This window comes from Lancefieldella parvula DNF00906 (assembly GCF_000758945.1).
Taxonomy (GTDB): domain Bacteria; phylum Actinomycetota; class Coriobacteriia; order Coriobacteriales; family Atopobiaceae; genus Lancefieldella; species Lancefieldella parvula_C.
The window spans coordinates 1-13264 of sequence record NZ_JRND01000016.1 but is presented as its reverse complement, the minus strand read 5'-3'; the positions used below and the strand labels follow the sequence as shown (position 1 = coordinate 13264).

Genomic DNA, 13264 nt, shown 5'->3' with positions numbered 1-13264 from the left:
AAGCTTTGAAAATGCACTGGGACGTGCCGTCCGGTTTTTTGGCGTAATGTGACTCATGGAGACATCAATCTCTTTTCTGCAATGACAAGTCAACGATGTAATCGCCTGCCAGTTGCGCCAACAGTTCGTCGTGCGTTATAACCACAACTGCTTTTTTCTCGGATGCGAGTTTGCGGCACCAATGCACCACCTCGTGCATCCCGTGTCCGTCAAGTCCGCTTGTGGGCTCGTCAAGTACAATAAGCTCGGCATCTGAGCAGTATGCCGTCGCAAGTATGACGCGCTGCTTCTGCCCGCCGGAAAGACTGGCCGGATGTCGGTCGGCCAAATCCGTCAGACCAAAAGCTGCCAGTGCCTCCCAGGCGCGTGCCTTGAGTGCATCATCCACCTGTCGGCCAAGCACCACTTCGTCCGCTACGCTGCCGGCATACAGCTGATAGTCAACGTCCTGCATGACAAAGTAGCTGAGGAGGCGGCGTTCTTTACGGGAAAGATGTTTCCCGTTTCTGGCGACGATGCCTCTCTGCTCTCGAGCGGCTCCTACAAGGACTTTTGCGAGCGTAGTTTTGCCTGTTCCGTTTTCACCACATATGACCGTTACGGATCCGAATGGAAATTCAGCGGTAATGCCCTTGATTCCGCGTTTTGTTGAAGGGTATAGATAGGTCACATCTGTCATGTGCCAACCGTCCGCATCCTTTGCGGGATAGGACTTGATTTCAGAGTCGGATTTCATGTCGGGGTGTCGAAGCCCAAACTTTGCCGTTTCGTGTTCGGAAAGAGACGTGAACTTCTCGACATCCCACCGAGCGGCTATGCGTCCTTCCTGAAGATATACAAACTCATCGGCTACAGGCAAAAATTGATGGAGTCTATGCTCGGAGATGATCAGTGCCACGCCGTTTCTTTTAAGCTCTCCGAGGATCTTGATAAGCGACTGAGACCCCTCTGCATCCAAATTCGAGGTGGGTTCGTCAAGTATCAGGATCTGCGGACGGTTGGCTATTGCAGCCGCAAGAGCGACGCGCTGTTTTTGTCCGCTTGAGAGCTCGGTGAGCTTCTCGGCAAGAAGTCGGCTGACACCGCTGAGTGTTGCCGCCTCTTGGACGAACTTGATCGTATCTGAGGGATCAGTACCCAGATTTTCCAGGGAAAATGCAATTTCGTCGCCTACCGTCCCCATGAAGAATTGACTTCTCGGATCTTGTGTGACTACGCCTATGCTTTTCGTGCGATTGCGCGGGGACAGATCAAACACGTCCGTTCCGTGTACAAGGACCACTCCGCTCTTCTCGCCGGGAAAGAAGGTTCCTGCGAGGCCGTCGATCAGGCGCAGAACCGTTGATTTTCCGCTGCCGGAGCGTCCGCAGAGTACGGTGCATGAGCCTGCCGGGATGTTGAGGCAGATATCCTGTACACAGCTTTCCGTAGATTCGTATCTGCCGGCTGATACCTCACTATCAGCTGATGTTTCATCTGAAAGCTCAGACTCGTCGAGGTAGTAAAACGAAACGTTCTTCAAAGCGACGGTTTCCGTACCTCTCACAAAACCGCCTCCAACGCATATATGCCGGCGACGGCTGCAGTTACAACAAGAGCGCACATTGCGTCGCGCAAGGTGAATCCCACGTGATATACCGACGTTCGTCCTGTACCTATCCCAATCCCTCGCAGTTCGGCCGATGCGGCGAGTTCGTTTGAGAGTCTCAGCGAGCGCATGACAAGCGGCGTGTAAAAGCATTCGTATGCGAGCGCGGGGTGTCTCACAATACCCAGTAAGCTGGGGAAGATGCCCCGCATGCGGATTCCGCGAAGTATTGAGCGCATCTCAAACGGAAGGATCGAGGCAAATCTGAATATCATGCAGATCCCAACGAGGAATTTTTGCGGGAGATGCCACCGGTCGAGTGCGCACATGATCGCCGAAGGAGAAAGCGAGAAGAACGCGCAGCCGGTCGTAAACGGGGGAATCATGTGCAGCATGCTTACAAAAAGAACTCCGTACAGCCCTGGGAGGGGAAGGAAGCTCAGGCCGCATATGACTGTGAAGCTCACACAGGTCCTTGTCGCACTTCTCGTCCGTCCGTTTGCGGCGAGATAAGCTGTAGCGAATGCCTGTAAAAGCACCGTCTCAAGGAGGTTCACTATCAGCATGGATACGATCCCCACAAGAAAGAACGACAACAGATGTGTTCTTGGATCAAGGCCGAGAAGACCGCACTTGATGTCCGTCTCTTCCATGTCGTTCATGCGATTTTCGCTTTACGGACGTGTTTTTTCAAGAATTTTGATCCAATAAGGCCGCCAACGATCGTTCCCGCTGCAAACAAAGCCATCATCAGAAGGATCCAGGGGAGTTCGGTATATTGGGCGATCATCGCGGTAACGTCGGCGGCATTGTAGTAGGTTTCCAACTGTTTCATGTAGGCTTCTCTGAACAGTACATACGGTATGATTCCATAAAAACCAAACGTCACCCAATAGACGATATAGCCGCCGATGACGCGTTTGATATCGTGATAAGAATCTTTACCCCACATAACCAGCTCGCCTATGACTGCGCCCACAATAGCGACCGGTGCACAGTAGGGTCCGCCCATGAAGGTGTAGAGGACACCAAATATGAGGATCGATCCGGAAAGTACGCCACGTTTGCCGATGCGATCGGCCATGACGAGATAGAACGGTGTTGCCAGTAACGGAAACAGCCATGATCCGACGAAGAACGTATTTTGTGGTGCCAACAGCATGTCTTCGACTACTTTTGCCACCGTGATAAGTATCATGATGATGAGATTGAATATTACAAATGTAAGGACGTCGCGCATGACCCACCTGGTATTTTTGGAGCTTTCAACTTCTGCTTTCATAGATGATCCTCCTTACTGTCGACTCTTTATATCGATGCACATCGATCGATTCGCCGATCAATTGTTAGCTATAGGAAACTCTGCTTTATAATGGATAAACAGCATGTTCCTGACAACTGCATTGATGAGATGCGTCCCTATACGGAATGAGAAGGCCTGATCAAGGAAGAAGCCTGGGAACCGGACGAGCGGAAAGGAAGGAAGATGAAAAGTATTGAGACAGATCTTTACCGTGGGGCGTTTCAGGGATGGGATCTCAAGCCTTTGAAGGAAGTTCGTGGTTATGGCCCTGAAGGCGTCCTACACACCTTTGAAAATGAGCTGGGATCCGGTGAGTACTGGGCGTACTTTCGCGGAAGTCTTTTTGCCGTGAATGCATTCAGGATGAACTTTGCAAAAAGCGGGATCATGCGGTACCGCTGTACCGAGCACATCTGCCTGGGATGCTACGATGATGTCAAGGGTATGGTGCAACGTCAGGGTGCGCCGCTCGCTCCGGGGGCCATCATGGTATATCTTGGGGGTGAGAATGAAGAATATGAGATGCGATTCTCAAAAGGGGCCGTAGCAAGGGCTTCGTCTATCACTATTTCTCCCGACTACTATCGGGATTATCTACAAAGCAGGTTTGGGGATATCAGAGATGTCCGGGAAGCCTTTATCAAAGTTGACGGAAAACATGATCTTCCCGAACTTGTCGATCTGCTCCGCAAGGCACGTGCGTATCAGGGCAAGGGAATTGCCGCGGTGCTGTTCTATGAGGGCGTGATTGCAGAGGCTGTCGCTCTTGTTATGGAATACGCTACCCGAGAAGATGGAAGCGAAGAACATAAGGCTCTGTCTCAGGATGATACACGCGCTATCTGCCATATCAGTGCCTACATTGCCGACAACCTGAGTGGAGACCTCTCCTGTGCACGGCTTGCCTCAGAGCTGTACATCGGGCAAACCAAGCTGAAAAGGCTGTTCAAAACCGCGACGGGGCTTTCACCTTCTGCGTATGTCATACGGGAACGAATGGAAGAGGCTGTTCGGCTGCTCAAGGAAACCGATCTTCCGATTGCAAGCGTCGGTAAGGCGGTCGGTTACCGCAAACCGGGTGCGTTCACGGAAGCATTTCGAAGGAACAAGGGCTTCTCGCCGGTGGACTTTAGAAAGAGCAATGGTGTTCAGTGAACCCTCACTGCGGTTAATCCTTCGAAAATCATCAATGTAATGGCTCGAAAAACATAGTTGAGTTAGCTCGAAAATCATAAATGGAAATCCTCGAAAATCATCAATGAAGAGTTGAATTTGTGCTATCATCAGGCATTACAATAGTTCTTACGAGGAAGGGGGTCTTATGAGATATTCAAAGTTTAAGCCGGAAACATACATTCCTCGTATTATTGATTCACAGGTGCAGGTCCTTCTGGATACCTTTGGTGGTATAGAACTTTGTGGTCCTCGTTGGTCGGGAAAATCCTGGACGGCACAGTCATTTGGCGAGAGTGTGACACGTGTGGATGAATCCGAACAGATTTATATGGATGATCCACAGCTTGCTCTTGTTGGTGATTCCCCTCATGTTATTGACGAGTGGCAAGATATACCTGCTATATGGAATATTGTACGTCATAGGATTGATGATAGTGCAAATAAGCCGGGACAGTTTATTTTGACAGGCTCCTCCACTCCTCCCGAGGATGAAAAAAGACATAGTGGAGCAGGACGCATTGCACGGTTGCGTATGCATACTATGAGTCTTGCAGAGACTGGAGATTCTACGGGAGCAGTATCTCTTTTGGGACTCTTTGAAGATTCCTTCCAGCCGGCTCAATCTCATATTGATCTCGCCGATTTAGCCAATATTGTATGCCGCGGTGGGTGGCCGGCTCTTCAAACAAAAAAATTGGCGGATCCAAGGGCCGTTACCGATGAGTATCTTAATGCGCTTTTTGATGTAAGCATGCCTCGCGCGGGGAAAAGTCCACTTCTGTCCCGCCGCATAGCTGCATCTCTTGCACGAAATGTAGCAACGAGTGCAACGCTGGGTACCGTGAGAGATGATATTGCTGCCTTTGACAATATAGCTCCGGTGGATGGGACCATATCCTCATACCTTGAAGAGTTTAGACGCAACTATTTTATTGAGGAGCTCTCGGGCTGGGATGCGCCAATCAGGTCAAAGTCAAGGCTGCGCACGAAACCAAAACGATATTTCTGCGATACGTCTCTCGTGGCCAGTTTATTAGGTGTCGACTCTTCACGCTTACTTAAAGACGGACAGCTTTTTGGTTTATTGATTGAGTCACTCTGCATTCATGATTTGTCCGTTTACGTTTCCGCTTTGCCTAAGTCGTATGGGGGATCTTTACGATATTATGCGGACGCCGATGGGCTTGAGGTTGATGCCATTATTGAATTGACGGATGGTCGATGGGCAGCCATTGAAATCAAGATGGGGGAATCTAAAGTGGAAGATGCGGCTGCGAATCTCATAAGAGTTGCGAGAAAGGTGGCTGCTAATCCTGCAGCAAGAAATCCTAAGCCTAGCTTTATGGCTGTGCTGCTCGGTAAAGGGACGATGGCGCGTAGACGGCGCTCGGATGGGATATATGTTATTCCGATCGATACCTTGGGGGCATAAGAGATTGTGGGAAGGAATATTCGAGTAAAGTGCATTTAAACTCCAACTTCTCCATCTTACGTGTGTCCTTCAACTGATTCTAAATAAAGCTGTCTTGTATATAATGAAATTCATGTGACACTTGCTTGACCCTTCTATACGGGATACGAATCGGAGAAGATGTGACACTCTTTGGAAAATCAGTTTCTAAAAAACTGGCCGATAAGGGCTTTTCAGTTACAAAAGCCATCTTTGAAGCACCTAAGTTCTCTGCGGTGCCGTCCATCTATCAAGATGAGACACATCAGCAATGGGCCGTGTCGCTTCCGGGAATGGAACCTGCCATTCACGAGTATGCTGACATATTGGATTGCAAGGTCATCGAAAACGAAAGCATTGATGTCAATAAGGATATGAGCCGTAAAGATTTGTTTGAGAGTGTGCTCATGAATCCCGCGGCCGTTTCTCGTGCTAATGCAGGAAAAGATGGCAAGTATTGCACCTCAATGAACGTCATACTCACCGTTAAAGGAATCGACGGTAAAGAGTTTGTCTTGGGTATTCCTTTGGTGAGGCGAGAAATACTGCGTGCATCGCGTATGTATAAGCTGCTTCGTGAAGGAGCCGGCAACGTCTGCGAAGATATACTCGCCATGCGAGATCAAGCGGATAAGGGTAGATCGGGAGGCAGGTAGTGTCACGCAAGAAGATCCCGCCTCTTGATAATGCACTTGAGAGCGTTAAGAATTACATCTTGGTCAACCATCTCAAGGAAGGTGACAAGCTTCCTTCCGAGCGGGATATGTGTGAAATGTGGGGAATCTCGCGCTCTGCTTTACGGAGCGCCGTGCACCATCTCACTACCATGCATGTTTTAGAGAGTCGTCAAGGATCGGGTACGTACGTGGCTCCGGAACGTCCAATCTCGGTTACGGGAACGGCAGAAACATACGGATTTAGCGACAATGTCAGAAAATCCGGACATACACCTAACTCCATGGTGATTAGTCAAAAAATCTGTTCGGGTAATGCTCACGTCGCTCGAAAACTGACTATAGATCGAAGTTGTAACGTCCTGCAGCTTATGCGTTTGCGCTATGTGGATGGTCTCCCCTGTATGATTGAGACTTCCTATGTGAACGAAGCATTATGTCCCGGTATCGAGAGTCATGATTTCTCAAAAGAATCTCTCTTTGATGTGATGAGAAACGAATACGGGTTTTCTCTTGCACACGGCACGGATACCCTTTCCATTACTCATCTTGATTCTCAAGAAGCTGATCTTCTCGACATGTACGAGGGAGATGCGGTTTTTTTCCAATCGGGCATTAACTTTGGGAGAGATAAAGAGCCTCTTGAGTACTACAAGTCCGTCATACGGCCCGACAGGTATACGTTTGTCAGTTTATGCGGTCGGCCAATGAGCCTTGAGAGGACGTTTTGGTGACGCAGGTGAACTTACAGCATATCGAGAAGCCCAAATACCTTCAAATACGTGAAGCCATCCGTGACGAAATAGAGGATGGTTTCTATCAGCCTGGGAGTGCTATACCTTCGGAAAATGAACTTGCCGAGCGCTTTGACGTAACACGTTTGACCGTGAGAAACGCCGTCGATGCACTTGTGGCGGGAGGTCTTTTACGACGTGTTCAGGGCAAGGGTGTCTATGTCATGAACGAGCATTTGGGGGAGTCGGATGCGGTAAAGCTTGCGGGATTTCGCGAGAGCGTTCGTGCACGTAGTGCGGTACCTTCAGTCAAGGTTCTTTCAAAGACCGTGAGGCCGGCAGGTGAGTTTTTTGCACATCTTTTTGAAATAGATTGCAACGCCGATCTTCTCGCCATCAAGCGCCTGAATTATGCAAACGATGCCCCCCTTATGATAGAAAAAACCTATATTCCCATCCCATTATTTCCCCAGATAGAGAGCGTGGATGTCGGAGTGTTTTCACTGTATGAAGCCTACAGCATGTTTGGTCACCCGGTGGTATCCGCAGTTGAGCATCTGGATATGGTTCGCTTGGGTATGAGAGATGCGCATCTTTTAGGTGTGAGCGAAGGTGTGCCTGTTATTTCATACGAATGCGTGAGCTATGATGAAGACAGCAAGGCCGTTGAATACGTTGCGGCATTCAGAAGAGGGGACCTGGGCGGCTATTCGGTTTCCCATTGATATTCGGGTATTTTGTCAAGCAGCCAACCTCATATATACCACTGAGCGACAATTTAATACCATTTACCCGTATGGGTACGTAAATATGATCTTTTTTCGTTAAAGTGGTTCGGTATTTTGCTATCTTATACACAAAAATGGTACTAAAAAGTATGAACTTGTATCTCGATGGTTCTTTGGAAGGTCAAAGCGTTTTGAAGGTCATGTGCTCGCATCCACAAGGCGCTTTAATTGGTAAGACATTGCGGTTATGAGGAAGAGCAATTGGGATGTTTTGCGAGGAAGGAAAGCAATATGGAAGAAACCGAAAAAGTAGAGATTATGCACTTTGATCAAGAAGGTTATCTTGAGGATGGAGAAGAGCTCTACGCCGTAGGTCAGCGTATGAAACAGTTTGCCGACGATGTCTGTAACGAGGGGTTTGATCGGCTGTATCTTTTGGGTGTGGGCGGCACGTGGGATGAATTTTTGCGTATGCAGTATCTTATGAATAAATATGCGGATGCTGACCATCAAGTTACGCTGCTTCATGCAGCCGAGTTTAATGTCATGGGCGACAAAACCATGACCGAGAAGTCCGTTGTTCTCACTTCATCCGAGTCCGGTACCACTCCCGAGGTATTGCAGGCGCTCAAGACCATGAAAAACAAGGGTGTAAGGATATACGCCATGACTCAGGCAGACAGTCCTATCGGACAAGTTGTTGGCGCTGATCGATGTGTGTCTATGAAAAACGATCACGGAAGCGGTGGTTGCGAAAAGGGCTACTATCTGGCCGACTGCTTTGGTCTGCGCATTCTTAACCGTGAAGGCTTCTTCCCTGATTACGATGCATTTATCGAGCAAACCAAGAATATATGGTCGGCGTTTCTCGACATTCGCAAAAGATTTGAATCAAAAGCCGAAGAGTTTGCCAAAAAGTATGCTCTTGCGCCGTACACCATGTTTATCGGCTCCGGTGCGCTGTGGGGCGAGACAATCCTCTTCTCCATGTGCATTCTTGAAGAAATGCAGTGGAAGCGTACACGCTATATCACCTCAGCCGATTTCTTTCATGGAACGCTTGAGCTTGTGGAGCCCGGCGTACCTGTGGTTCTCTTCAAAGGTGAGGACGAGTGCCGTGCGCTGGATGAACGTGTCGAGAAGTTCCTTATGAGCGGACGTACCGGTGATACCGATATTACCGTTATCGATACCAAAGAATACGCCGTTTCCGGTCTTGACGAGAAATTCCGTACGATCGTTTCGTCTTATATTATCTCGCTTCTTACGACTGATCGTTTAGCCAGACACTACGAGATGGTAACCAAACACAATCTCAAATATCGCCGCTACTACCATCAGTTTGAGTATTAGTGTTCAAGTGGTGCAGAGATTGGAAAGGAGGTTGGTATGGGTTCTGATGTGCGATTTCGTCCTGCGGCAATGAATTGCTCCCACAGGTTCTTCTCGCTGGAAGCGTTTTTTGCATCTGCGGCAGATTCGGGGTTTGAAGCCGTTGAACTTTGGACCGGACCCATGCACTTCTTTCTTGATTATGCTTCAAACGATACGCCTGAAAAGATTACCCGTCTTGCCAATAGCTTTGGGTTAGACGTATGCGCGCTCTGTCCTGAGCAGAACAATCCCAAACCGGCCAACATTGCTGCCAGAGGAGAAGAATCAATTAAAAGAACCAAGAATTACTTTCTCCGTGCCATTAACGTTGCTTCCGAGCTGGGAGTGGAAATAGTTGTCGTAACTCCGGGCTGGGGCTTTCTGGATGAAGAACGCACGGAAGCCTGGAAGCGCAGCGTTTATATGTTGGGTGATTTGTCATCGTATGCCACTTGCAAAGGCATCGTACTCGCCGTGGAGGCGCTTCAGCCGGAAGAGTCAAATCTTTGCAACAGGTGTGAGGATCTTCGCAGGTTGATTGATGAGGTTGGAAGCAGCTCCCTCAAGGTTCTACTTGATACGGGTGCCATGTGGCGAGTCCATGAAACGATACAGGATTATTTTGATGCCTTTGGGAAAGATGTCGTGCATTGTCATTTCACGGATGCGGGAACCGTATCGCATTTGGCGTGGGGAGATGGCGAGAGGAACCTGGAGGCCGATCTTCTTGCTTTGACAAGAAATGACTACAAAGGCCACCTGAGTTTTGAGATTGTTGGTTCGCAATATTACGCCGATCCCGCATCTGCGGACAGAAGATCACTTGCGGCTTATAGAAGGGCACTGGAGGAGATTCATTCATGAACAGGCACTATATCATTGCTTCTCATGCACACTTTGCCAAAGGTCTTTACGAGAGCGTGAAACTTTTGGTTGGGGAGCATGCTGACGTAGACATATTTAACGCATTTGTAGACGGAAATGATGACATTGAGAAAGAAGCCTTGGCTCTTGTAGATGCTTGTTCCGATAACGTGGATGTGGTGGTACTTACGGACCTCATGGGAGGAAGCATAAACAACGAGTTCACCAAACTCATGCTTTCTCGCAAGAACGTGTATCTGGTCACAAATATAAATCTTCCGCTGGTTCTTACACTCTTTCTCTCCAATGAGACTGAGGATACGGCAGATCTTTTGAGACAACTTGTAGCAGACAACGATGTACGCCCGAAGTTTGTAAACGATGTATCGATAGTTGAAGAAGATGAAACTTTCTAGCTTTTGGGAAAAGAGGCTGAATATGATTTTGCTTACGAGGGTCGATCATCGCCTATTGCATGGGCAGGTTGCGGTTTCTTGGGTTCAGGGCCTGCAGGCCAACTGCATTTTTTGTGTGGGAGATCATGTGGCAAATGATCCTATTTGGAAAATGACGCTTAAGATGGGCAAACCAGCCGATTGCAAGCTGGTTATTAAGGATATGGCTCACGCAATCGAGGCCATCAATTCAGGCGTAACGGATGCATATCGCATGCTCATTTGTGTGCAGACCATTGCAGAAGCCAAGCAGCTTATTGACGGCTGTCCACAGATCACAAGTCTCAATTTAGGCAATACCAAGGGAAGCCCAACTACGCGTGAAGTTGCGCGTCAGGTTTTCCTTGAACCTGAAGAGGAGAAGATCATCTACGAGTTGCTTGATAAGGGGGTGGAGGTGGAGATACGACCCCTTGCTGACGATCCCAAGGTTGATATCAAAAATGTCCTTGGTAGGTAGTCCCGCATGATTTTGTACGACCAACGTAACGTTTGAGACAGTTTGATTGGAGGAAAGATGCTTGTACAGACACTGCTGATATCGCTCGTTACGGCATTTGCGATGTTTGACTATCAACTCGGCACACTCTATGCGTTCAGACCCATTGTCACGTGTCCCTTGATTGGTCTTATTCTGGGAAATCTGCCGACGGGATTGGCTATCGGAGCCAGTCTTGAACTTCTTTTTATGGGAAATATTTCCATCGGTGCATATCTGCCGCCTGATGAAAAGGTGGGCAGTATTCTCGCCTGTGCTTTTGCCATTACGTTGGGTAAGGGTACTGAGGCAGCGCTTGCACTGGCCATGCCTATTGCTACGCTTTCACTCGCCATCAGCAACGTTATCAATGGCATTATGCCAATTATTGTTGACAAGGCCGACGTATGTGCATCAAAGGGTAATCTTAAAAGCATTTATGCAGCACACTGGGCGATTGGTCTTATCGGCCTTGCAAAGAACGTTCTTCTTGTTGGCCTGGCATATTATTTGGGTGCCGGTGCCGTACAGAACCTTCTTGACTGGATTCCGGCGTTCATTATGGACGGTTTTGGTATTGCCGCCAATATTCTTCCTGCCATGGGCTTTGCTATGCTCGGCAGACTTGTTCTCAAGCGCGAGATCCTGCCCTTCTTCTTCCTGGGCTTCTTGCTTGCCTCGTATATGAACGTTCCGTCGCTGGGTGTTGCTCTTATCGCGATTATTATTGTTATCGAGAAATTCGGCCTGCTGAACTTTGGTACTAATTCCGGTAGTCCTCAGCTTGCAACGGAAGGAGATGACGACGATGACTTTTAATGAGACCAGAACTGCTACGGCTCAAACTGACGTATCTGCGAATAATAATCAGTATAAGATTACCAAGAGCGATCTTATCAAGTCTTCGCTCAATACGGGTGCTTTGGGTATGGAGTTTTCTTGGACGTACTATAAGCAGATGAACCTTGCATTTTGTCTTATGGTTGCCGGAATGCTCAAAAAGATTTATCACGGCCGTCCCGATGACTATGCGGCAGCTCTTCGTCGTCACGCGGCATTCTTCAATATCACGGTACAGTTTGCCCCGTTTGTCGGCGGCATTGCAATGGCCATGGAGGAACGTGTTGCTCGAGGCGAGATTGAGCCCGATTCGGTCAACGATGTCAAAGCCGCTCTCATGGGTCCGCTTTCCGGCATTGGAGATGCTATTTTCCTTACTACCATCCGTGTCGTTGCGGCAGCCGTAGGCATTTCACTTTGTCAGGCCGGTAATGCAGCCGGACCTATTGTCTTTTTGCTTATCTACAACATTCCCGCGTTCTGGCTTCGTGTTTGGGGTGTTCAGAAGGGCTACTCAATGGGAGTGGGCTTTCTTGAGAAGGCATCGGAAAACGGGCTGATGCAGAAGGTCATAGCTGCCATTGGCATCGTGGGTGCGATGGTTATTGGTGGTATGACAAAAGACATGTTCTGGGCAACTATTCCCGTGCAGATCGGTCAGGCCGTTGAGGGCCAGGATCCAACCACCATTCAAACCGTACTTGACAGCATCATGCCTGGTATCGTTGGTATGAGTGCGTTTTGGATCTATTACCGGCTTCTTGCTAAGAAGATCAATCCCATGTGGCTCATTTTAGGCACTATGGTTTTGGGAGTCATTGGAGCGTACTTTGGCTTCTTAGCTTAGAGCGTAAATTGTACTTTGGACTTGTCTGTACTCTTTGGGTAAATGGGCAGCAGCAGGGTAGCCTTGCTGCTGCTTTTATGTTGATAAAGTTTCAGAAATCCATGTGGTAATGTTGTACAGCAGTTTGGACGCCTCCATTCTGATAATTGTAGCAAGTATCATCATTGTTTCTGCATTTAATGCAACATCGGGAATTTCCCTTTGATGTAAGACTTCCTGAGAATATGGTTGAACCCTTTAGAACTGAGAACGAAGCAGCCAATTTTCCGATCATCTTGCAGTGAGGATGATCGAAGATGCGCAGTGATATTTGGACTTGACTTGGTTTCGCTTCAAAAGTGGAGCTGTGTAGTACTTCTTGAAAACCTGTGTAGTACTTTTTTGAGCTCTGTTACAGCCTTCATTTGCAAAGTCCCAGCTAATTGAGTTGACGTGGCGAGAAGACCTCTTTTCTCGTCGTAAAATGTACTACACAGCTTTTTGAAATCTACTACACAGGTGTCGCTTTTGAAGCATGATGGCTTCTTAGTGATCCTCGTTCTTCAAAATCTGCTAAAGAATGGCCTATAGTTGGTGGATTTTGGCTTCCAGACCACTTTTTGGGACGTAACTCTAATGTTTCAATCTCACGCGTGTCTTTCAACTGATTCCAAATAATGCTGCTTTTATGCCTTGAATTGTCAAAGCAAGTGCAACGTTTGGTAATGGTAGACTTCCCAAGGGCACTTCCAACCCAGACGCTTACGTGGTCTT

General features: G+C 48.3%; 15 protein-coding genes. 11 read left to right on the top strand and 4 right to left on the bottom strand.

All coding sequences use genetic code 11. The features are described 5' to 3' along the window. Positions 1 to 64: 64 nt before the first annotated feature. Genes HMPREF1647_RS02925 through HMPREF1647_RS02915 form a run of 3 tightly spaced genes read right to left on the bottom strand, consistent with a single transcriptional unit; the run spans position 65 to position 2870 of the window. Complete coding sequence (locus tag HMPREF1647_RS02925) at positions 65 to 1546, bottom strand: ABC transporter ATP-binding protein (protein ID WP_035426869.1); 1482 nt, start codon at positions 1544 to 1546, stop codon at positions 65 to 67. Next, positions 1543 to 2250, bottom strand: a complete 708-nt coding sequence (locus HMPREF1647_RS02920) for an energy-coupling factor transporter transmembrane component T family protein (protein WP_232215596.1) — start codon at positions 2248 to 2250, stop codon at positions 1543 to 1545. Before HMPREF1647_RS02920 ends, HMPREF1647_RS02925 begins: the two co-directional genes overlap by 4 nt. Then, complete coding sequence (locus HMPREF1647_RS02915; protein ID WP_035426868.1) at positions 2247 to 2870, bottom strand: MptD family putative ECF transporter S component; 624 nt, start codon at positions 2868 to 2870, stop codon at positions 2247 to 2249. The genes HMPREF1647_RS02920 and HMPREF1647_RS02915 overlap by 4 nt, the downstream gene beginning before the upstream one ends. A 204-nt stretch (positions 2871 to 3074) precedes the next feature. On the opposite strand from HMPREF1647_RS02915, the gene HMPREF1647_RS02910 reads away from it, so the two are divergent. From HMPREF1647_RS02910 to HMPREF1647_RS02860, 11 genes are all read left to right on the top strand, one after another. Further along, positions 3075 to 4046, top strand: coding sequence for a helix-turn-helix domain-containing protein (locus HMPREF1647_RS02910; protein ID WP_035426867.1), 972 nt, complete (start codon positions 3075 to 3077; stop codon positions 4044 to 4046). Between the two features lie 166 nt (positions 4047 to 4212). Continuing rightward, complete coding sequence (locus tag HMPREF1647_RS02905) at positions 4213 to 5499, top strand: ATP-binding protein (RefSeq protein ID WP_035431937.1); 1287 nt, start codon at positions 4213 to 4215, stop codon at positions 5497 to 5499. A gap of 161 nt (positions 5500 to 5660) precedes the next feature. Beyond that, positions 5661 to 6173 (top strand): hypothetical protein, encoded by a 513-nt coding sequence (locus HMPREF1647_RS02900; RefSeq protein ID WP_035431935.1) that lies wholly within the window; start codon positions 5661 to 5663, stop codon positions 6171 to 6173. Further along, complete coding sequence (locus HMPREF1647_RS02895; protein ID WP_035431933.1) at positions 6173 to 6925, top strand: GntR family transcriptional regulator; 753 nt, start codon at positions 6173 to 6175, stop codon at positions 6923 to 6925. The genes HMPREF1647_RS02900 and HMPREF1647_RS02895 overlap by 1 nt, the downstream gene beginning before the upstream one ends. Then, positions 6922 to 7650: a GntR family transcriptional regulator gene (locus HMPREF1647_RS02890; protein ID WP_035431931.1), complete on the top strand. Its 729-nt coding sequence runs from the start codon at positions 6922 to 6924 to the stop codon at positions 7648 to 7650. The genes HMPREF1647_RS02895 and HMPREF1647_RS02890 overlap by 4 nt, the downstream gene beginning before the upstream one ends. Before the next feature lie 294 nt (positions 7651 to 7944). After that, positions 7945 to 9006, top strand: coding sequence for an SIS domain-containing protein (locus tag HMPREF1647_RS02885; RefSeq protein ID WP_035431929.1), 1062 nt, complete (start codon positions 7945 to 7947; stop codon positions 9004 to 9006). A 36-nt stretch (positions 9007 to 9042) separates the two neighbouring features. Then, entirely contained in the window at positions 9043 to 9891 is an 849-nt protein-coding gene (locus HMPREF1647_RS02880; protein ID WP_035431927.1) for a sugar phosphate isomerase/epimerase family protein, read from the top strand. Then, a complete protein-coding gene (locus tag HMPREF1647_RS02875; RefSeq protein ID WP_035431925.1) occupies positions 9888 to 10307 on the top strand; it encodes a PTS sugar transporter subunit IIA in 420 nt (139 codons plus the stop codon). The genes HMPREF1647_RS02880 and HMPREF1647_RS02875 overlap by 4 nt, the downstream gene beginning before the upstream one ends. 22 nt (positions 10308 to 10329) lie before the next feature. Next, positions 10330 to 10806, top strand: coding sequence for a PTS sugar transporter subunit IIB (locus tag HMPREF1647_RS02870; RefSeq protein WP_035431924.1), 477 nt, complete (start codon positions 10330 to 10332; stop codon positions 10804 to 10806). A 57-nt stretch (positions 10807 to 10863) separates the two neighbouring features. Further along, complete coding sequence (locus HMPREF1647_RS02865) at positions 10864 to 11643, top strand: PTS mannose/fructose/sorbose/N-acetylgalactosamine transporter subunit IIC (RefSeq protein WP_035431922.1); 780 nt, start codon at positions 10864 to 10866, stop codon at positions 11641 to 11643. Next, positions 11633 to 12511, top strand: a complete 879-nt coding sequence (locus HMPREF1647_RS02860; RefSeq protein WP_035431920.1) for a PTS system mannose/fructose/sorbose family transporter subunit IID — start codon at positions 11633 to 11635, stop codon at positions 12509 to 12511. Before HMPREF1647_RS02865 ends, HMPREF1647_RS02860 begins: the two co-directional genes overlap by 11 nt. A gap of 490 nt (positions 12512 to 13001) precedes the next feature. Here the strand turns inward: HMPREF1647_RS02860 and HMPREF1647_RS07085 are convergent. Continuing rightward, the coding region (locus HMPREF1647_RS07085; RefSeq protein WP_222926890.1) for a hypothetical protein at positions 13002 to 13264 on the bottom strand (263 nt) is incomplete at its 5' end.